The following is a 20,130-nucleotide window of genomic DNA, read 5'->3' as shown; positions in this document are numbered from 1 at the left end:
CAAAAGCTATTAGCTTTTAGCTTTTAGTTATTAGCTTTTAGCTATTTGGGTTGAAGATCTCTGATAATAATCATCCAACTCAGCAATTAGCTTATGCTTAGATTCTGGTGTCAAGAAAGAAGCTTGAAAAGAATTTTTGGCCAACTGATAAAGCTCTTGTTTAGTTAAATTCAAAGCTGACTGTGCTGCTTGATAATTCTCAGCAATATAACCGCCAAAATAGGAAGGATCATCAGAATTTACCGTGACGCAGATCCCCAAATCTAAAAGTTTTTTTAGATTATGTTTTGCCATCGAGTCAAACACTTTAAGCTCAACATTAGAGAGGGGACAGACGGTTAAAGGAATTTGCTTATTTGCCAAATAATCGACTAATTTCAAGTCTTCCATCGAGCGAACACCATGATCGATCCGCGATACATTTAGTAAATCGATCGCTTCCCAGATATATTCGGGTGGCCCTTCTTCTCCTGCATGAGCAACGGTTAAAAACCCTTCTGCTTGAGCGCGATCAAAAACTGCTTTAAATTTAGCAGGAGGATTACCTTGTTCGGCAGAATCTAAACCAACTGCGAGAATATTATCTTTATAAGGTAGTGCCTGTTCTAAGGTGGCAAATGCCTGTTCGGCACTAAGATGGCGCAGAAAAGAGAGAATCAACTGACTGGAGATGCCAAGTCGATCTTTACCAGCCTGTAAGGCTCGATAAATTCCTTGATAGATGGTTTCAAAGGCAATACCTCGATCTGTATGAGATTGCGGATCGAAAAATATTTCCGTATGTCGCACATTTTGACTGGCAGCTTTTTCCAGATATGCCCAGGTTAAATCGTAAAAGTCTTGTTCTTGCTGTAATACTTCCGACCCCTGATAATAGATGTTAAGAAAAGATTGTAGATCCTCAAAATTATAGGCTTCTTTTACTTCTGACACCGATTTATAGGGTATATCTATATTGTTACGTTGAGCCAATTCAAACATCATTTCTGGCTCAAGTGTACCTTCAATATGTAGATGTAGTTCTGCTTTAGGTAAGTCTCGGATGAATTCTTTCATGGTTGCTTTTAGCAGTTAGTATATTTATACTAACTTTTATTTTTACGGGTTACTTTCATAGTTTATTTATTTCTATACGGATTTAGTAGTTAGTTACTACTTGCTACTATGATTTCAGCATTCCTTTGTCCTCAAAAACTGAAGAGAAACGCCTTGCATCGGCGCGGGGTTGTGAAACCTAGTATTTATTCTGATTACGTGCCAATTTCGCCCATTTATCAAGCGAGGAGAACAAATCTGAGCTGAGATACTGCTGCTAAAATAGATATCCTTTTAGACAGCTTTGAGTAGAAGAGATAGATTATTGATTATTTAATTCAAATTAACTTTAATAAAATTTCAGTTCTGACACATTGCATACAGTATGCACATTAGTTTCGCAGCAAGATAGATAATCATACAAAATAAAAGTCGCTTGCCATGGATTTGTATAGCGTTGAAACCTATCTGCGACCGAAATCATTAACAGAAGTATCAGATTGGCAACCTGACTGGAATTGGCTGGCTGGCGGTACCTGGATTTTTAACGAAGTCCAACCCCAGGTCAAAACCCTGGTGGATATGCAGCAGTTTAACTGGTCAGAAATAGAAGTTACCCCCCAAGGCTTATTGATCGGGGCAACCTGCATTCAAAACGATTTGCTAGACTTCTCTTTTCCCATACCCTGGTCGGCAACAAAAGCCCTAAAAGATGCAGTGAGAGAACTAGCTTCTTTTAAGTTATCCCATACTGCTACGGTGGGAGGGAACATTTGTTTGGCATTAAGTGCCAGTACTTTTATCCCGGCGATGATTGTCTTGAATGCCAGCTATGAAATTTGGCGACCTAACAACCACGAACCTTATTTTGTAGATGCAGTTAATTTTCAAACCGCACCACAACAGACAGTTTTGCAGCCAGGGGAAGTATTACGCAGAATTAAAATTCCCATCTCGAATCTATCGCAGTGGCAGACTAGCTTTAAACGGATGGCGGTCTGTACGGCAGGATATGCGATCGCGATCGTGGTAACAGCTTATCATCCCCAAACCCAGCAAGTCAGGTTCGGCATTGGCGGTAGTGTAAAATCGCCGTGTTTAATTGAATTTGATAGCGTACCAACCCCCGAACAAATCGTCGGGGCGATTCACAAAATGCCCTTACACATCTACATCGATGATGAACGAAGTGGTGCAACATATCGTCGTCAGGTCACTCAGGTGTTGATGCAGCGAGGAATTACTGAACTAACCACAGGGATAAATGGAAAACGCCGATATTAAATCGTCGGGCCAATTCTCTCATTGCCCCGACATAAAATTATCAAAAACCATGCCAGATTTATTAAATTTTCAGGTAAACAACCAAGCCTATAGCACCAACTGTAACCCAGGAACAAGTTTATTAACTTTACTCCGCAGCTTAGGATACGCAGGAGTGCATCGCGTTTGTGAGTCAGGAGACTGCGGTAGCTGTACGGTGTGGCTAGATGATCGACCTATTCATAGCTGTATCTATCCCGCGATGCGGGCAGATAGTCATCAGATAACTACTATTGAGGGTTTAGAAAATGGCAGGCTATCTCCGATGCAGCAAGCTTTTTTAGTTAAGCAAGGTTTTCAGTGTGGTTACTGTACTCCAGGGATGATTATGACGGCAAGTAAGCTGGAGTATGAATCGGAAGCGGAGTTGAGGGCAGAATTAGAAGGTAATCTTTGTCGCTGTACTGGTTATCAGGCGATTATTGATAGCGTTCTCGAATGCGGTAATGATAATTTACTCAAACCCATAACTGCCCAAGAAGGGCAGGTAGGAAAAGACGTTCCCAAACAAGATGGTCCTGATTTAGTTACGGGCAAACCAGTATATACCACAGACTGGTCGCCGACTGGCTTATTACATCTTAAAGTATTGCGATCGCCCCATCCTCATGCCCATATTCGCGAGATAGATACGTCAAAAGCCCAAGCATTGGCAGGGGTTGAGGCAGTTTTCACCCATAAAGATGTTACCCGACGAGCTTATAGTACCGCAGGACATGGCGCACCAGTACCCGATCCTTTAGACCATTACTTATTAGATAACAAAGTACGGTTTATCGGCGATCGCGTGGCAGCAGTAGTAGCTGATACAGAAGCGATCGCCGCTAGGGCTTGCGAATTAATTAAGGTTGATTATGAAATTTTGCCTCATGTAATTAATCCCCTAAAAGCGATCGAGGGAGAAGTGGTAATTCATGACGAACCAGAATCAAGTCAAATACAAGATGCAGTTCATAATATTGCTGGTCAAGTAGTTTTAGATAAAGGCGATTTGACAGCAGGATTTGCCCAAGCCGATTTAATTATTGAAAATACCTATATTTTACCCGCCGTACAGCACGTCCATTTAGAACCCCACGCTAGTATTAGCTGGCAAAATGAAAACGGTACTGTAGTTGTTCGTTCTAGTACCCAAGTACCATTTCACTGCCAAAGATTGCTATCGGAACTGTTTGACTTACCCAAAGAAAAGATTCGGGTTTATAAACCTCAGTTAGGCGGTGGTTTTGGGAACAAGCAGGAAATATTGACCGAAGACTTATGTGTATTAGCAACCTTAAAAACGGGCAAGCCTGTTCAGTGGCGATTTACTAGAGAAGAAGAATTTACCGCTACTAATAGCCGTCACGCAATGAATATCCGACTGAAAACGGGTGTAAAAAACGATGGTACGCTGGTGGCACAAGAGATGGAGGCGATTTCTAACACGGGGGCTTATGGGAATCATGCAGAAACAGTAGTTTTCTTGACTGGTTGTTTTCCTCTCGGCTTATATCGCTGTGCCAATCAGTCTTATAAAGGAACGGTGGCTTATACCAATACTATGCCCGCAGGTGCGTTTCGGGGCTACGGGGCGACTCAAGGCACGTTTGCGATGGAATCTCAACTCGATGAAATTGCTAGTAAATTAAATATTGATCCGATCAAGCTGCGTCAGCATAATCTAATTACCGCCAAAGATGAAATTCTAATTGGTCGAGAAGAACATTTTCATATTATTGGCAGCTACGCCCTTGATGAATGTATTGAAAAAGTTACCCAGGCGTTAGATTACGATCCAGTCAAACAGCCAGAGTCAGGACATCTAAAGCGCGGCGTTGGTTTTGCGGCGACTATGCAAGCTAGTGGTTTAGCCAAAATTCATTTAGCCAGCGTCAAACTATCTTTAATGCCAGATGGACTATACGAACTGCGAACGGGTTCGGTAGATGTCGGTACTGGTTCGGATACATCTTTGCGACAAATAGCAGCCCAGGTATTAGGAACAACGGTAGAAAAAATTAAGCTAATTAGCGCAGATACTCATCATACGCCCTTTGATGCGGGTTCTTATGCCTCGGCTACTGCCTTTATTTCTGGACAAGCGGTAAATTTAGCTGCCCAAAAATTGCGATCGCACCTTCTTAAAACCGCAGCCGAAATTATTGAAGCTGATTTGGCCCAATTGGAGTTAGACGAAAATAAAATATTTAGTCCATCTGCCAAAATAACTCTGGAGAAATTAGCCCAAACAGCAGCAAGAGGAGAATTATTAGAAGTAGAATTAGAACATACCAGCGATCGCTCTTCTTTAACCTTTGCCTTTTTAGGCGTAGAAGTGGAGGTAGACACCGAAACAGGAAGGATAACAGTATTGCGCTGCGCCGAGGCGATCGATATTGGTAAGGCAATTAATCCTCGCATTTGTCACGGACAGGCTATCGGAGGTTTGGTTATGGGCTTGGGATACGCCCTGGCTGAAGAACTACGCTTTGATGGACAAGGTAAGATACTCAACCCCAGCTTACGCACCTATCGTATTCCTGCTGCTACGGATGTTCCGCCAACGGAAGTATTTTTAATCGAACAGGCCGATCCTTATGGCCCTTTTGGGGCTAAAGGTATTGGTGAAATTGGGACTAACTGTGCTGCCCCAGCGATCGCTAATGCCGTGGCACAGGCTACAGGAGTTAGGTTACGTCAATTACCGATGATTCCCGAACGAGTCTGGCAAGCAATGAGTAATGAACAATTGACAATGGATCATTGATAATGAACGAGCGCACTTTTTATCGACAGTTAAAACACCGATTAGAATTAGAATCAGTAGTATTAGCGACTATTGTTAAGGTTATTGGTTCTGCGCCCAGAGAAGTCGGGGCAAAGATGGCTGTTTGTGCTGATAGCAGCATTATTGGTACTATCGGCGGTGGTGCGGGCGAAAGTAAGGTAATTAAACGGGCATTATCGATCCTAGAGACAGAAGCAAAACAGCTAGTTGAAATCGATCTTACTGGTACGCCTGGTCAAGATATTCAAGGAGTCTGTGGGGGAAAAGTACAGGTATGGTTGGAAAAATGGTCGGGGGAAAAGGCGATCGCCCTAGTAACCAAAATTCTGGAATTATTTAAAACTGGTCAATCTGCTGAATTAATTACGCCTTTGACTAATAATACTCAACCTTATTTAATTAGCGATCGAGATTTGTCTAAGGAAATTAAAAATTCTCTACTTCCGTATGGGCGTTGCCCAAAACTTCCGTACACCTCAACCTCTTTTGTCGAAACAATCCAACCGCCACCTATTTTATTAATTATCGGTGGTGGTCATGTAGCTGTAGCTTTGGCACAAATTGCTAATTTGGCTGGGTTTCAAATCGCCGTACAGGACGATCGCCCTGAATTTGTGACTCCCCAAAGATTTCCTCAAGCAGTACTTTTATCTCAATCTATTACTGAAACTTTAGCTACTCTAGCCAATCATGCCCGACTCTATATAGCTCTAGTAACCCGAGGCTACCAACAAGATCTTGAAGCATTACAGGCTATTTTACAACGTTCTTTGGCTTATCAGTATATCGGTGCGATCGGCAGTCAGAAGCGTATCCGCATGATTCATCAAGCGCTACAGCAGCAAGGAATATCGCTAGAAAGATTGCCAAATTTTTATGCACCTATAGGGTTAGATATTGGTGCGCTAACTCCTGAAGAAATTGCCGTTAGTATCTGTGGTGAATTAATTAAAGTACGTCGTGGCGGTACGGGTTTGCCTCTTTGCGAACGAATGCAACACTCAAAAACAAGGTCTACAGTTCATGTAGGAGAATTGCTGTATGCCCGACGAAGTGTACCCAAAGGGTAATCGCGTCTCGTCAACAGAGGCTAGTATCGCTACGCGGAAGTCAGAATACTTAATTGCGCGGCTTCTAAGATTTACTAATGGTGGATTTATTTATGCCTACGTCTACTAGTCCTGATAAGCGAAACTTTGCTTTAATCTTGGCAGCAGGTTTATCTACTCGTATGGGAACTTGCAAAACTACTTTACTCTGGCACAATCATCAAACTTTACTACGCTACCAAGCAGAACAATTTTTACTAGCTGGGATTACGCCAATTATTGTCTTGGGTTCTCATAATGCTCATCGGCAATCTGATTGTCCCGATGGTAGTTGGGTTGTGATTAATCATCGGTGCGATCGCGGTAAAACCAGCTCAATTTTAACTGGATTACAAGTTCTTCCAGGGGATTTTTCTACTATTATTATTTCGGCTGTCGATCAGCCTCGGTCGGCTGATATTTATCAAACTTTATTACAGGCTTATTATCAAAAATCAGCTTTAATTACAGCACCTTTTTATCAAGGCAAATTAGGGCATCCGTTATTGTTTTCTAAGCAACTATTACCAGCTCTGCAAAATATTCGCGAGGCAACTTTAGGGTTACGCAAAATTATTAGCCAGTTTTATTCTGATATTGAAAAAATTGAATTTGCAACTTCACAAGTGTTGAGCGATCTTAATAACCAAAGTAAATACCAATTGGAATTGCAGAAAACAATATTAATTAAAAATAATAGCCAATAAATCTTAATTGAGCTTAAACAATATTCTCAAATTATTTTGTGTATTGTTTCTTTAAGATAAATCCTAAAAAGTAGTCTTGTAATCTTAAATACATAATTTTCAGCTTAATTCTGTCAATCTAAAACCCATCAGATTACAGCCATTGATCGAGGTGATTTATGAGGGCTATGACTGCAAGCAACCAGAACCATACCAAGATGCTTCCAGCATTAGAGACGGTTAATATGTCCAAGAGGTTTGGTAGTTTTGTGGCTCTCGATCGCGTAACCATGAAAATCAAGCCAGGAACTGTTCGGGCTTTATTAGGAGAAAACGGAGCAGGTAAATGCACTTTGGTCAAGTGCATTATGGGTTTTTATCAGCCTACTGAGGGTGAAGTAGTTATTGACCGGCGATCGTGTCAAATTAATAGTACCCGTGATGCTCATAAGTGTCGCATTTTAATTTTAGAAGTAATGGCTTTCTGCGATGAAGTCAGCGTATTGCGTAAAGGCAAGTTAGCCGGAAATGGCTTAGTCAAAGATTTAAAATATTGCTGACTTAGCCGAAATGATGATGGGTGAAAAGGGCGAGTTGCAACAGATCGAAAAAACAGTAATTTCTGTTAGTAAAACTGTTTTAGAAATGAAAAATGTTTCGCTGATCGAGATGATAGACTTCCAGCAGTTAAAGGCGTAAATCTAACAGTAAATAGCGGTGAAATTGTTGGGATTGCAGGAATATCAAGGAATGGGCAAAAAGAACTGGTAGAAATACTATTAGGTCAGCGTTCGGCTATCTGTGGAGAAATTTTAGTAAACGGTGCAATCTATCAGGCAACTCTTAAGCTCATCCCACGACTAAAGTGCGTGGGATTTGGCCAAGGATGGCACTTTAGTTAATAGCGAGCTGGCAATAAACTTTATTCACAATTAGCGGCGGCGTGGCGACGTTTCCTCCCCGGATTATAAAGAAGGGGCGCTTCCACGCCGCCATTTTTGTGAAGACTTAGACGAACTTCTCAAGCTATGCGATCGCACTTGCAGATATCAATACTATTGGTCAACGCATGGCGGGATATTAGTTTTAAGCAGGGAAATGAGATCAATCTCGATCGCAATGAAGTAATAAGTAATAAATTAAGCAATGGTCTTAATTCCAGCCCAACCATATGATTACTACTGAGGTTTGCGTACAGACAACCATGGGCGAAGCTAATGATCGCGGTTATGAATGTTTGTTAGTTGAAGATGCCACCGCCAGCTATTTTCCTGAATTTAAAAAATCTACCTTAGAGATGATTCGCGCTCAAGGAGGAATTGTGGGTTGGACTACGACGAGTGAAAATCTTTTAAAAGCTTTGTCTTTCAATGAAGATTATGTCAAATTACAAAACTGTACATAAGTTAGTACACTACCCAACACCGAGAAAGTATCTGTTAGAGAAATATTAAAAGTTTTGAGGAAGAAATGATTACAAACTAGAGCGATCGCCGGTGGAAATATTGGCGATCGCTTTGGTTTTCACAGGCAATTTTCCTGATAGTAAGGCAACTTGGGGAGCAGCAGCAATTAAAGTTTAAATTGTGTTATTACCGAAAATTCTTAACCCAACAAATCCAACTAACACAACGAAACCTAGCATCCTGCGAAAATAATTAACGCCTTGAAATAATTCAAGCCACGCCCAAGTAAACAAAGAGCCAAAAGCTATTAGGTCTAAGCCCACATTGGTTAAGCCACTTGTAAAAAATAGTTTCAGCAAGCTAGCTACACCCCAGACAATAATAGGTAAGTTTGGTGGTTGAGCAATAACAATATTACCATTGCTGTCACGGAAGAATTTATCGAATAACGTCTTTTCCATACTCTCTATGATTGTATTTATCATTTAGTTTCACAGTTAAAAGAAAAATAAACACGATCCTAAAGAGAGATTTTTTTGATTGGTTGCAAGTCTTTAACTTTATTTGACTGGTTTGAATGATAGGACAATTATGTAATGCCCCTTACTCCTCAACATCCGCACCTTACATCATCCAAAACCATACGGATAATATCCGCCTTACTTCTACCAGTCCTGGCAGACAAAATCGATAACTTACGGTATACTGACTTTCTCAAGTCAATAGTAAAACGCTTAGTTCCTTTTTTGGCTTCTACCTGTAACTTTTCCATCAGGCTTAATTCTTTACTTTTGTTCTCAACTGGCTTGTCTGACATAGGTGCAATAGGTGTTGTTTCTGACTCGACGGTAGTTACTTCTTCTGGTGTTGCTGCTTCTGCCTCTGGTTTGTTGTCACCAAATACAAATTCACTAGCTAGAGAGTCATCTAGGTATTTTCGCTGTCTTTTGGTCATGGCAGTTGTTTGAGCATTTCTTTAAACAGTTCTTCGTTCGTATTCCGATGCCGACTTACTAGCAGGTCTTCCTAATATGTCCCATACTGTAGCCGATTGTCCCGAAGTATCAGCGACGCCTGTTTCTGATGAATCACCGTATCTAGTAACATTGCCCCCGGATTCTTACCGAGGAGTGCGATCGCATTTCTTAAGATCAATATGCGGTGGGAACAGTGGAGATAAAGGTGGTTCAGCCTAAACCGTTTAATTAACCATTCAATTAAAGATTAAGAAATGCTGTGCAACGGATTAATACAGAAAAATATACGGAATAATTTTAGATAACATAACCAATTACATAGGGTAAATATACAGAATTATTTTGTCTAAATAATTCAGACGCGCCGTTGTAAAAAACTACCACTGCATCAAAAAATATCTTAGAAGAGGTGCATAAGAAAAAATTTTAGGGAAGTAATTCTGACCCCATAGAAAAGTCAAAGAATGAGGTAGCAATATGCGGATACAATTGCAAGAAGTTTTTACTGAAATTGATCCAAGAATACAAGTGGATTTGGCTCGCAGAGCTAGAGGAATAGTGCCTCCTGTCACATCCTCAACAGCAAAAGGAGAAATTGCGGTTATTGCTAAGGTTTCCAATCTAACAAGCTGGCTAAATCGAAGCGAAGTTTTTCCAGGAGCTAATCTTGGAACTACACCTGATGATGCTAATATTGTGACCGCCAGAATACCGCTCGACCGAGTGCAAATACTACGACAACTTCCCTACGTCCAAAGTCTAAAAGCAACTCAACTCCTCAAACCAACACTAAAGTCCACAATTGAAGAAATCAAAGCGCGGGTAGATTTGCTACCTCCTTCTGCTCAAGGACAACAGGGAAAAGGTGTTGTTGTTGGTATCATTGATTACGGATGTGATTTTCTCCATAATAACTTTCGTAATCCTGATGGCAGTACTCGCATTCTAGCACTTTGGGATCAGACCGCCTTATCTGAAGGCTCCAGTCCTTTTGGATACGGTAAAGTTTACACTCAAACTGACATTAATGCTGCACTACGCTCATCAGAACCCTATCTTAGCTTGGGCTACGATCCTGGCAGGGCAAGTCATGGAACTCATGTGATGGATATTGCTTGTGGTAATGGCAACGGTAGCCGTGTCCCAGGTGTTGCTCCCAATGCAGATATAATTTTTGTCCAAATCAGTGCCAGTGACATAGCTTGGGAAGGGACTGAGGTGATTGACTCTAATTTTGGAGGTTCGGTACAACTCCTAGAGGCAATCCAATTTATTTTTGAGCAAGCTGGAAACCAACCTTGTGTAATTAATATTAGTCTGGGAACTAATGGTGGTCCTCATGACGGCACCAACCTGGTCGAACAGGGAATTGATGCGGTTGTCACTGCCCAACCTAACCGCGCTGTAGTTATTGCAGCTAGTAACTCTTACAATGACGGAATTCATGCCAGTGGTCAGGTTACGGAAGGAAGCTTCGTCGATCTTATCTGGCAAATCGGTCAATTTGATTTTACTCATAACGAACTTGAAATCTGGTACAGCAAAGATGACCAGCTACAGCTAGAGTTGATCGATCAAGATGAGCAAAGTATTGGCACAGTAGACTTAGGTGCTTCGGCGGAGATTTTCAACGAGGCAAACGAGCTACTCTTTTTCGCTGCCCATCGCCAAGGAGATCCTAACAATGGCGACAATACCATTGGGATTTTCATGAATACTAGGGCTATGTCTTCGAGTCTACCGACAGAGCTTAAGCTTCGTCTGCATGGTGTTGCGATCAATAACGGTCAATTTCATGCCTGGATCGAACGAGACGATCCTGGACAGTCTAGTTTTGCTCCTCCCCATGATAATTCTCATACTCTCGGCTCAATTTCCTGCGGACAGCACAACATAGTCGTGGGTTCGTACGATGCTCACACGGCTGGACAACCCCTATCTTGGTTCTCTAGTGCTGGACCGACCAGAGATGGAAGACAAAAACCAGAAATCAGCGCACCTGGACATAATGTCTGGGCTGCTAATTCATCAACACGGGTAGGGATTACCCGTATGTCAGGAACCAGTATGGCTGCTCCTGCCGTCACTGGAGTTGTAGCCCTTGTGCTGGCCGAAGCCCGTAGTCTAAATAAAGAGCTTACGGTTGAACAAATTCGTGACATTTTAGCTAAGAATGCGCGCTCAAATCCACCTAGTATGGCGTGGGATGACCGCTACGGTAATGGACGAGTGGATGCAAGCGCATCGGTACAGCAAGTACGCGGGTGATCTGTAGTAGGAGTTAGCTCATGAATGCATGGTACAAAGTTATAATTTTGTTAGGTTCAATATTGATATTAGTTGTACCTCTATCTAAATACACCATGTCTTCAGACAAACAAGATAACAGTTCAAAGTACAGGGTTGAGTACGTCACTCCTCAACATTCAAAGCTGAGGTTAAGTGGAGAAGCTCAAAGAGGGCTGAATCAAGAAGAGCCTTTTGTGGCAACAGTTAAGGTTTCTCAGGAAGGATACGTGCCTTCTAGTGTCGAAGTTCGTACCAGAATCAGTCCATTAATCTTTACCGCCAATATCCCCTATGAGGTATTAGCACAACTAGAGCAAGATCCTGCTGTTGTAGCGATTGAACCAGTTTATAAGTTGAGATCGTACTAAAAGGCTGGTTAATAAAATCAACTTACCCTTCGGGTACGCTACGCGATTACACTTCGTGTAGCCTTCGGAGCGCACCAAATCCTAACCCAATAGACTATGACAGATGACAGATAACCATTAGGACTTACTCAGTCAACAAAAATCAAAGGTTTGGCATGGGAAAAGGGAAATGGGAAAAGGATTAATTAACTACTTGCGTAGACCTTTAACCTTTACCCAACCACAACCAAAAACTTGTGCGTAAGTTCTGATTAATATTTGGTAACTGTGATGAAGCGAATTAAAGGATATGGTACATCCTATCGATATTAAATCGCACCCAGATTTAATTAATTGAGCCAGAGTAGAAGAACTTATTTACTACAAACTTAGGCGATGAAACGACTTTTAGACAGTTCTAGCTTACTATCTGCTCTTTTTCTTATCCCGAACTCGCGTTAATTACTGCTTGGATGACTCTTAGAACCGAAGACCCAGGAGGAGTTGATGCAGGACATAGTTAGGCACCAGATGAAGACGAGATTTTAGATACTGGAGTTACTTATATTCATATTGGTAACGAGGAAATTCATGGCGAACGCGATTTAATGAATAAACCTTATAAAACTTTCTATTTCGATTGGTTAGTCTCCAGAGGCAAACATGCAGAGAAAAACTGTATTTATGTTTGAAATAGCCAGTCTTTATAACCGATGACTTCACCCTTATCGTTTACATTATTAAAGGTATTTTCGGAGAAAGTGAAACTGAATTGTTCGTCTTCTGTTGCTGCTTGATTGGCGATCGCCCTGAAGGACGACCGCAACCATTAGCTGCAAATGCCCAAGTTTCTCCATTTAAGTTTCAATCCTCGATCGCCCCGAAGGACGACCGCAACCTGCGCCACTGTAGATCTTCTCTTTAAACTATCTGCCTGTTTCAATCCTCGATCGCCCCGAAGGACGACCGCAACTGAACATTATTTACCCCGACGACCAGGAGAGCCTGTTTCAATCCTCGATCGCCCTGAAGGACGACCGCAACCAAAGCTCTTCTCAGTCTACCAAGGAGCAAAAGTTTCAATCCTCGATCGCCCCGAAGGACGACCGCAACCATTAGCTGCAAATGCCCAAGTTTCTCCATTTAAGTTTCAATCCTCGATCGCCCCGAAGGACGACCGCAACTACTCAAGATAATATTGATAGTATGGCACAGCCAATATTAGTTTCAATCCTCGATCGCCCCGAAGGACGACCGCAACATAAAGTTTTTGATAGTAGAGACGAAAAAGGTAATTTAGTTTCAATCCTCGATCGCCCCGAAGGACGACCGCAACTTATCCATTCAAACTCCTTCAAATGCGGTAATTTTTGTTTCAATCCTCGATCGCCCCGAAGGACGACCGCAACTTGAGCAATTCTATGCTTTGCTACACCTTTGAAAGTGTTTCAATCCTCGATCGCCCCGAAGGACGACCGCAACTTGAGCAATTCTATGCTTTGCTACACCTTTGAAAGTGTTTCAATCCTCGATCGCCCCGAAGGACGACCGCAACTAAAATCTTTACTTTAAGTCAGTTTAATTTTGTCAATATGTTTCAATCCTCGATCGCCCCGAAGGACGACCGCAACTCAAAATTCAATATTGCCTTGTATTTCTATAACTGTTTCAATCCTCGATCGCCCCGAAGGACGACCGCAACCTATACTCTCAATCTAAATATTCTTGTAAACCTAGTTTCAATCCTCGATCGCCCCGAAGGACGACCGCAACTTATGAACGGTATGATCCACATGATTTTGGATTAGTTTCAATCCTCGATCGCCCCGAAGGACGACCGCAACCAAATGAGTGTATTTTCAGATGTTAAAGAAATTTTAGTTTCAATCCTCGATCGCCCCGAAGGACGACCGCAACTTAACTGACGAATATAGTTGGATTAAATTATCTAACGTTTCAATCCTCGATCGCCCCGAAGGACGACCGCAACCTTTTCGATCGGTGCATTTCAAATAGTTGGCATGTTTCAATCCTCGATCGCCCCGAAGGACGACCGCAACTGACAGCAACACAAATTATCGATCATAATTATGATGTTTCAATCCTCGATCGCCCCGAAGGACGACCGCAACAGTGTTTATTCTAACCCCAATCTAGATAAGCCTTTGCCGTTACTATTGCGCGAACCCCCGATCTAGATACCCATAGAAGTCAAATCCAAAAAGTTAAAACTACACCCAAACCATTATTCAGAAAGCGATTGCGAACCTATAGCGGAAAATATCCTCCGCTATAGGTTCGCGAGAAAATCACAGAATCAAAGGCTTGTCAAAATCAGTATACTTATCAACGCCAAAAGATTCTACATACTTTTCTCGCGGGGAAAACAAACGATAAAACCGAATACTATCCGTCTGCTTATCAATAATTTTGATCAATTGAGCTTGAAAAATCTCATACTGCATCTCATTTACACGACATTCAAACACAGAATATTGAACGCGCTGACCGTAATTTTTACAAACAGTAGCCACTTGACGCAAGCGTTTGCGTCCTTCCGTGGTTTCCGTATTCACATCATAAGTTACTAGAATATCCATAAAATTAACCTCGCAAAATAAAAGGTTGATAACTCGGTACATCTCCTCGTAAATGCCTTGCCAGCAACCGCGCCTGTACATGAGAAACTAAACCCAGAGGAATTTTAGAACCAATAAACGAATGAGTTACTTCTTCTTGTTTTCGTTTTTGATATTCTGTGAGAATTGCTTTTCTAGCGTCTTCAGAAAGATAAATTGTACCCCCCGGACGTTCAGTGAAATCGTCTGGTTTAATTTGTCCCCGATTGATTAAGGTTAAAACCAGACGATCTGCCAGAGGCGATCGCAATTCTTCCATTAAATCTAGTGCTAGAGATGGTTTACCTGGGCGTAGGGCGTGCAAAAAGCCCATTTGCGGATCGAGTCCAACGCTTTCGCAGGCGGAAACACATTCATTAGTAAGTAATGTGTAAACAAAAGATAATAAAGCATTAATTGGATCGCGAGGTGGATTTTTGCTTCTTTCTGTCAGGGCGAATGCTTCTCTATTTTGACGAATCATTGAGGTAAAACTGCCAAAATAAGCTTTAGCTGCATAACCTTCAATTCCCCTAAGTTTGTCTAAATCTGAAACTGTTTCTGTATTTATAATTGAATCGGCCTGAATTTGAACAGTTTTTAGCAGAATTTCTTTATCTTTCGAGTTTTTTGCTTCTCTTGCTGCCCGCATGACTACCGAGCGTGCATTTTGTAACTTTCCTGCTACTATGTATCGGGCGATCGCTAAAGTTTGTTCGGCAGAATCGATTCCTTGATGTTGGCATCTTCTCAGCAAAACATTTCCTGTAGTCGAACCTGTCAGTCGCGCTTTAAATCGTCCATATTCAGTTAACCAAATCAAACTTCTGCCATCTTCAGCACACTTGTGAATCAAAAATGGACTCAGCAATACATTACCAAAAGCGACGATACCACCAAGATGATGTAAGGGAATTTGAAATTTGAGTTGTTTTTCTATTTCTAGTTTGAGGGTTTCATGATCTAAACGTAAATAAGAACCTTGAGTTTGGACGTAGAGCGTATTAAGAATTTGTTTCATAATTCAATTTCCCCTTTAGTAAGGTAGGGTAGGGCTGTTCCAAAGTTCCATAGGTTAACGATTTTGGAGCTTAGGGGGATGGGGAAGTAGGGAAAATCGTTGAACAACCAAAACTATATATTTGATAAATTTTGAATTAATTCAGGATATTTACCCTTATATTTCCCTAATCCCCTATCTCTCTATCTGTTCTACGCGAACAGGAAACAGCCCTAGGATCGCTAGGGAGGATCTAATCTAAAAGGATTATTCTTGTGCGCTGATTCGGTGAAGTAATTTACTGCATCAGGCATACAGGTTTCAATCAAAGAGCAATCATCACAACGTTTATCTCTGACTGGGGGCGGTAATTTGGCTGTAGCCAAGAGCGATCGCGTTTGTTGAATTGTTTGGATTGTTAGCGATCGCAACTGATCATTTAGCAATACTTCTCGTCGGCGGCGGGATTGGTGATGAAAAATTGCCCCTTTTAAGACAGGGCGATCAAGCATTTCTTCCAAACACAATGCTTGGGCGCAAAGCTGGATATTATCAGCAGGGCGAACTTTACGCGAACCAGATTTATACTCGACTGGATAAGGTGTACCGTCAGGTAGAAACTCGATTACATCGGCAATTCCTTTAAGTCCGAGTTTATGACAAGATAAAGGTAGTGATCGTTCAACTCTAATTCCCTCTTCAATGAGTTCATCCCCTGGTTTGTTTACTGTTTCGTGTACCCGCAAACCTCGGAGAGTATAGATATTTTCTGTCCAACCTTGTTCGATATGAATCAGGGCGCACTGCCTGGGGCAAAAAGCAAAATGTTGCAATGCACTCAGCATTACATATTCATCATTAGTAAACATAAATCTTTTTAGTTTAAGCTAACAGCTAAATTAATTTTGTCAGATGCACTCCTGCTGGCAACTCTGCTTCATTTACTGTGACTTGGTAATCACTAAATTGACGCGGAACTGTTCCCTCTGATTGTAGATTTACTTGTACTCGTTCAAATAGCTTATGTGCTGGTGCGTTCCCTAGTTTAGATTCATGACTAAATACACACAATCCTTGTGGTGCCATCATGCCTCGACTGGCAGAGCGATCCATATCCCACATTTTTATTAAAGATTCCCAAAATAAGGCTAAATCTGCTTCGGTAACGCCTGTTTTGGCAGCAAAACAAGGAGAATAAAAACCATGGGATTGATATAAGCCATAAGGAATTAAAGTTTTACGCCCGATGGTTTGTAATTTTTCACGATCTTTGGCATCAGTTACCGCAACTCTAGTAATAGCAAGATCTTGAGGTTGAACTGGATCGAGCGATCGCCCGAAGGTAAGTTGCATTGCCCCTCTTACTTGCCCTGCATTTAAACCTGTACTAAGAACTGCGCCAAACATCCGAATATCATAGAAGTTAGCGCACATCCATTTCTGTGCTTTTTCAGCATTAGCACGATTTTTATCTGGTTTTTTCGCTTTTTTGACTAAATCTTTGACAAATTTACTCAGTGCTTTATTTTGGTTAAATACTTCTGTAACTGTATCTAGGGCATAAAAATCTTTCAATTCATCTTCAGATAATTCGCCACTATATTCTAAAGTGGCATCTACTTCACCAGATTCTTCATCATTATCAACGAAACTAAACGCGGTTGGTAGAAAGACTTTGAGTTCCCGTAAAGCTGGAATGATTTTATCTTCTTTAACAACCTCTTTGGCAGATTTACCGATAGGAATACCTTCTGCAACATAGGCGCGACGAATTTGATCGTTAAGTACGCCATGATGTTCGATAAAAATCTTTAATCGTTCCTTTTCTGCTTCTGTGGCTTCATATTCGGCATAAGTAGCAATGTAATTACGGATTTTACGCTTTAAACAGACATCTGTAACTAATCCATGAGAAGTTTCGGCATCGGTGCGGGGCATATTTCCGCCATCTGGATCGCCATTAGGATTACCATCAATAACATCAAACAATAAAACAAAATCGTGACGGTAGTTAGGGTTAAGATGATGAGTCATAATTAATTCCTTAAGTTTATATTTGTAGGAAACATATTTTCTGTAAGGGCAAACCGCCGTTTGCCCTTACTTAGGTGAGTTGACTGTTCTGACTAGCTTTTGCAGCAGCCCGAGCGCTTCCCCTTTGATGGTAGTAACCCAAAGCAAACAAGCCTTGTTGTTGCAAATTAAGAGTTTTAGGAAAGGTGGACAGATTGACAGTAATCTCTTCTAATCTTTCTTCTAGAGCGTTACAAGTACCAGGTGTTTGTTTTCGTAGCTTGGCTAAATGCGATCGCGCACCACGCATTAAAGAAGGAAAGGCATTGGCGGGTGTACTAGATGCTGCGCCATAATAGCGATCGGTTAGAGAAGTATTAACTGAACCAATGGCTTTTCTTTGAATCGCTTCTAAAACGGCTAATAAGCGTCCACAATAGTAAGCAGCGCGATCGCCACCTTCTAGATTGGGATTGAGATTTAACTGTTCCATATCGGTCATCATGGTTTGGGTTTTTACGTCGCTAGAGAAAATTAATTTAGTTAAAATGGCGCGAGGGTAAGTAATTTCCATCTCTACCCGATTGCGTCGCACCAGCTTATTGAGTAAGTCATAAGGCAAGAGATCGCCATGCAAAGCACTCCGAATTAAAGCAGTTGGTATTTTTGGCTGCATTTCTTTAGCTGCATCTCGATATACACTGGCTGCTAGAGTGTAAGCACCGAGAGGCCGATGTTCTCCGCCATAGGCATCAACTATTCTTTGTTTTTGAAACCAGAGTTTGAGATTATCTTCGACATTAGAAACGGTGGTTTCTAACCAATCCCTGACAACTGCACGGGCATTATTAGCAGTTAAAGACAATCCGTAAAATTTGTTTTCATCCAAGCTTGATGCTTGTTTGGCAGTCAATGGAGATTGTAATAGGTTGGCAACCGCTTGTGGAGCGGGTTTATCTAGAAATTGAATAAAATTAGATTCTGTTTCTTTCCTCGTCCAAAATACATAGACAGTCGAACCTATATAAATACACGATCGATCTTGTTTATTGGAAATTAGACAATTCAACGCTTTAGCAAATTTCTCAGCAGCATCTCTGGAAATTGGTGAAGTCAGAGAGTTTTGCAATCCATAAGACATAAATGAAGAAGAATTAGCAGAAACCAACGCTGTACCTGATGGTTGTCCGCCGAATATGCCTTTAATTAGAAAAGGCAATCGTTTTTCTACAGAAGTAACTTTACCTGTAATCAGACAAGTCATTACTGGATTACTGTTATCTGTACTTTCAGTAGTTTCTCCAGAAGTATATTTTGCCCAAAATTCTTCAACGCGATGGAATTTATATTTAGCGTCTGCTGGAATCACGCTATCAACTCGAAAAGTTACTATTTCACTAGGATCGAAATCTTTTGGTAGTTGAGATTTGGCTTTATCTAGTTCTGGTGAATTAAGAAAAAGTGCGATCGCTGTTACTGTAGATTCTTGTGTTTCGTCGGCGCATTGTTGAACAAGAGTTTTGAATTGTTCGTGACACTCTTTAACTCTTTCTGGTTTCGATGTTTCTTTGGCAATACCGAGAACATATTCTCCTGTATCTGCGAGTAATTTGGGTTTTACACCAGATGAACGACCGATATGTGGTGCTGTCATTGGTGTTCCTCGTTTAGCTTCTTTGGATTTCAAGCAAACAAATCCTTCAAATACACCATCAGAAGATAAAATAATGTGCCATGCTACCTTAGTTTCGCCGTACATCGCAGGTGGTAAACTCATGCGATTCTCGGCATATTCGTATAATCTAGTAAGAATCATGATTCGGGTACTCGTAAAACGCCATTTTCCAAACGCGCCCGAAAAAACTTCGGCTGTGCTTTTCCTTTGGTAACTTTTCCACCCATTTCATCATGAGTAAAATACTCTATAGTTGACCCTACTGTATCGGTTATAAAATCTACATCTAAAAGCATTAAACCCAATTCATCACTGCAATCGATCGGTTTATCTTCCGACTCTGGTACACCAAAAAAGGCACTAAATTCACGAGTTCCTAAATAGGGTTGATGATGGCATTGCCCTTTCTTGACTCGACGACGAAATTGGTCGCGATATTTGGCAGGATTGGCATTAGCATGAGGTTTAAGCTGGATATCTGCTTTGATGATGTAAGCTATATCCCTCAATCCTAAAGTATGCCGTTGGGCGCGATCGTCATCGGCGAAATAGCGGTATTCTGCATCTTTAGCCGAGCGATCGCTTTGCCAATTATTTATTTCATTACGAAAGATAGAAAAGTGATGAATTGGCTTAAGTACTTGTATTTCTCGTATTTTCCAAGCAAATTCAGGTTTCCAAAAAATTGCCTCTAAAACACCACGGGCAGCACTTGGCGTTATTACTTCATAGCTAACCCTTTCAGCACAGAATTCTGGACGCGTAAAGCAAGCAAAATCACTCCAGACTTTAACTGCTAAAGGTGGATTTGTTGTCATTATTTATTTACTCCTTTGTTCAGAAAATTCAATCGGCTGGATCGTAGACAATAGCTTTGTCGCCGATTGGAATTCCCTTTAAAGT

At 41.3% G+C, this 20,130-nt stretch carries 17 protein-coding genes and 1 CRISPR repeat array; of the genes, 8 read left to right on the top strand and 9 right to left on the bottom strand.

Annotated features, from left to right (window positions below):
- Positions 1–30 precede the first annotated feature (30 nt).
- Positions 31–1,056, bottom strand: a complete 1,026-nt coding sequence (locus V6C71_14065; protein HEY9769599.1) for an adenosine deaminase — start codon at positions 1,054–1,056, stop codon at positions 31–33.
- A gap of 420 nt (positions 1,057–1,476) precedes the next feature.
- Between V6C71_14065 and V6C71_14060 the strand changes: the two genes are divergently transcribed.
- The 6 genes from V6C71_14060 (at position 1,477) to V6C71_14035 (ending at position 8,307) form a co-directional block, all read left to right on the top strand.
- Positions 1,477–2,319, top strand: coding sequence for an FAD binding domain-containing protein (locus V6C71_14060; GenBank protein ID HEY9769598.1), 843 nt, complete (start codon positions 1,477–1,479; stop codon positions 2,317–2,319).
- A gap of 49 nt (positions 2,320–2,368) precedes the next feature.
- A complete protein-coding gene (locus V6C71_14055; protein HEY9769597.1) occupies positions 2,369–5,107 on the top strand; it encodes a molybdopterin cofactor-binding domain-containing protein in 2,739 nt (912 codons plus the stop codon).
- A gap of 2 nt (positions 5,108–5,109) precedes the next feature.
- Positions 5,110–6,198 carry an XdhC/CoxI family protein gene (locus V6C71_14050; GenBank protein HEY9769596.1) on the top strand — a complete coding sequence of 363 codons (1,089 nt, stop codon included), beginning with the start codon at positions 5,110–5,112 and terminating at the stop codon, positions 6,196–6,198.
- 92 nt (positions 6,199–6,290) lie between these two features.
- Positions 6,291–6,923 carry a nucleotidyltransferase family protein gene (locus V6C71_14045; protein ID HEY9769595.1) on the top strand — a complete coding sequence of 211 codons (633 nt, stop codon included), beginning with the start codon at positions 6,291–6,293 and terminating at the stop codon, positions 6,921–6,923.
- 167 nt (positions 6,924–7,090) lie between these two features.
- Positions 7,091–7,462 carry an ATP-binding cassette domain-containing protein gene (locus V6C71_14040; protein HEY9769594.1) on the top strand — a complete coding sequence of 124 codons (372 nt, stop codon included), beginning with the start codon at positions 7,091–7,093 and terminating at the stop codon, positions 7,460–7,462.
- 611 nt (positions 7,463–8,073) lie between these two features.
- Entirely contained in the window at positions 8,074–8,307 is a 234-nt protein-coding gene (locus V6C71_14035; GenBank protein HEY9769593.1) for an isochorismatase family protein, read from the top strand.
- Positions 8,308–8,481: 174 nt separating this feature from the next.
- Here V6C71_14035 and V6C71_14030 read toward each other — a convergent pair whose 3' ends face one another.
- Positions 8,482–8,793, bottom strand: coding sequence for a hypothetical protein (locus V6C71_14030; protein ID HEY9769592.1), 312 nt, complete (start codon positions 8,791–8,793; stop codon positions 8,482–8,484).
- Between the two features lie 125 nt (positions 8,794–8,918).
- Positions 8,919–9,263, bottom strand: a complete 345-nt coding sequence (locus tag V6C71_14025; GenBank protein ID HEY9769591.1) for a hypothetical protein — start codon at positions 9,261–9,263, stop codon at positions 8,919–8,921.
- 499 nt (positions 9,264–9,762) lie between these two features.
- On the opposite strand from V6C71_14025, the gene V6C71_14020 reads away from it, so the two are divergent.
- Entirely contained in the window at positions 9,763–11,553 is a 1,791-nt protein-coding gene (locus V6C71_14020; GenBank protein HEY9769590.1) for a S8 family peptidase, read from the top strand.
- A gap of 20 nt (positions 11,554–11,573) precedes the next feature.
- Positions 11,574–11,942: a hypothetical protein gene (locus V6C71_14015; protein HEY9769589.1), complete on the top strand. Its 369-nt coding sequence runs from the start codon at positions 11,574–11,576 to the stop codon at positions 11,940–11,942.
- A 769-nt stretch (positions 11,943–12,711) separates the two neighbouring features.
- Positions 12,712–14,053: a CRISPR direct-repeat array (repeat unit 37 nt; unit sequence GTTTCAATCCTCGATCGCCCCGAAGGACGACCGCAAC).
- 177 nt (positions 14,054–14,230) lie between these two features.
- Here the strand turns inward: V6C71_14015 and cas2 are convergent.
- From cas2 to cas5c, 6 genes are all read right to left on the bottom strand, one after another.
- Positions 14,231–14,521 (bottom strand): CRISPR-associated endonuclease Cas2, encoded by a 291-nt coding sequence (gene cas2, locus V6C71_14010; GenBank protein ID HEY9769588.1) that lies wholly within the window; start codon positions 14,519–14,521, stop codon positions 14,231–14,233.
- Between the two features lie 4 nt (positions 14,522–14,525).
- Positions 14,526–15,560: a type I-C CRISPR-associated endonuclease Cas1c gene (gene cas1c, locus V6C71_14005; GenBank protein ID HEY9769587.1), complete on the bottom strand. Its 1,035-nt coding sequence runs from the start codon at positions 15,558–15,560 to the stop codon at positions 14,526–14,528.
- A gap of 221 nt (positions 15,561–15,781) precedes the next feature.
- Entirely contained in the window at positions 15,782–16,408 is a 627-nt protein-coding gene (cas4, locus tag V6C71_14000) for a CRISPR-associated protein Cas4 (protein ID HEY9769586.1), read from the bottom strand.
- Positions 16,409–16,433: 25 nt separating this feature from the next.
- The gene (cas7c, locus tag V6C71_13995) at positions 16,434–17,573 is read right to left on the bottom strand and encodes a type I-C CRISPR-associated protein Cas7/Csd2 (protein HEY9769585.1); all 1,140 of its coding nucleotides are present in this window, start codon (positions 17,571–17,573) and stop codon (positions 16,434–16,436) included.
- Between the two features lie 70 nt (positions 17,574–17,643).
- Complete coding sequence (gene cas8c, locus V6C71_13990; GenBank protein ID HEY9769584.1) at positions 17,644–19,368, bottom strand: type I-C CRISPR-associated protein Cas8c/Csd1; 1,725 nt, start codon at positions 19,366–19,368, stop codon at positions 17,644–17,646.
- Entirely contained in the window at positions 19,365–20,045 is a 681-nt protein-coding gene (gene cas5c / locus V6C71_13985) for a type I-C CRISPR-associated protein Cas5c (protein HEY9769583.1), read from the bottom strand. Before cas5c ends, cas8c begins: the two co-directional genes overlap by 4 nt.
- Between the last annotated feature and the right edge of the window lie 85 nt (positions 20,046–20,130).

This window comes from Coleofasciculaceae cyanobacterium, assembly GCA_036703275.1.
Classification (GTDB): Bacteria; Cyanobacteriota; Cyanobacteriia; order Cyanobacteriales; family Xenococcaceae; genus Waterburya.
The sequence above is the reverse complement of the archived record's forward strand: the minus strand, read 5'-3'. Positions and strand labels throughout refer to the sequence as shown.

What these genes read in the sequence shown, in the direction of transcription:
- V6C71_14065 (HEY9769599.1), bottom strand. Translation starts at nt 1,056, where the DNA reads ATGAAAGAATTCATCCGAGACTTACCTAAAGCAGAACTACATCTACAT.
- V6C71_14060 (HEY9769598.1), top strand. Translation starts at nt 1,477, where the DNA reads ATGGATTTGTATAGCGTTGAAACCTATCTGCGACCGAAATCATTAACA.
- V6C71_14055 (HEY9769597.1), top strand. Translation starts at nt 2,369, where the DNA reads ATGCCAGATTTATTAAATTTTCAGGTAAACAACCAAGCCTATAGCACC.
- V6C71_14050 (HEY9769596.1), top strand. Translation starts at nt 5,110, where the DNA reads ATGAACGAGCGCACTTTTTATCGACAGTTAAAACACCGATTAGAATTA.
- V6C71_14045 (HEY9769595.1), top strand. Translation starts at nt 6,291, where the DNA reads ATGCCTACGTCTACTAGTCCTGATAAGCGAAACTTTGCTTTAATCTTG.
- V6C71_14040 (HEY9769594.1), top strand. Translation starts at nt 7,091, where the DNA reads ATGACTGCAAGCAACCAGAACCATACCAAGATGCTTCCAGCATTAGAG.
- V6C71_14035 (HEY9769593.1), top strand. Translation starts at nt 8,074, where the DNA reads ATGATTACTACTGAGGTTTGCGTACAGACAACCATGGGCGAAGCTAAT.
- V6C71_14030 (HEY9769592.1), bottom strand. Translation starts at nt 8,793, where the DNA reads ATGATAAATACAATCATAGAGAGTATGGAAAAGACGTTATTCGATAAA.
- V6C71_14025 (HEY9769591.1), bottom strand. Translation starts at nt 9,263, where the DNA reads ATGACCAAAAGACAGCGAAAATACCTAGATGACTCTCTAGCTAGTGAA.
- V6C71_14020 (HEY9769590.1), top strand. Translation starts at nt 9,763, where the DNA reads ATGCGGATACAATTGCAAGAAGTTTTTACTGAAATTGATCCAAGAATA.
- V6C71_14015 (HEY9769589.1), top strand. Translation starts at nt 11,574, where the DNA reads ATGAATGCATGGTACAAAGTTATAATTTTGTTAGGTTCAATATTGATA.
- cas2 (HEY9769588.1), bottom strand. Translation starts at nt 14,521, where the DNA reads ATGGATATTCTAGTAACTTATGATGTGAATACGGAAACCACGGAAGGA.
- cas1c (HEY9769587.1), bottom strand. Translation starts at nt 15,560, where the DNA reads ATGAAACAAATTCTTAATACGCTCTACGTCCAAACTCAAGGTTCTTAT.
- cas4 (HEY9769586.1), bottom strand. Translation starts at nt 16,408, where the DNA reads ATGTTTACTAATGATGAATATGTAATGCTGAGTGCATTGCAACATTTT.
- cas7c (HEY9769585.1), bottom strand. Translation starts at nt 17,573, where the DNA reads ATGACTCATCATCTTAACCCTAACTACCGTCACGATTTTGTTTTATTG.
- cas8c (HEY9769584.1), bottom strand. Translation starts at nt 19,368, where the DNA reads ATGATTCTTACTAGATTATACGAATATGCCGAGAATCGCATGAGTTTA.
- cas5c (HEY9769583.1), bottom strand. Translation starts at nt 20,045, where the DNA reads ATGACAACAAATCCACCTTTAGCAGTTAAAGTCTGGAGTGATTTTGCT.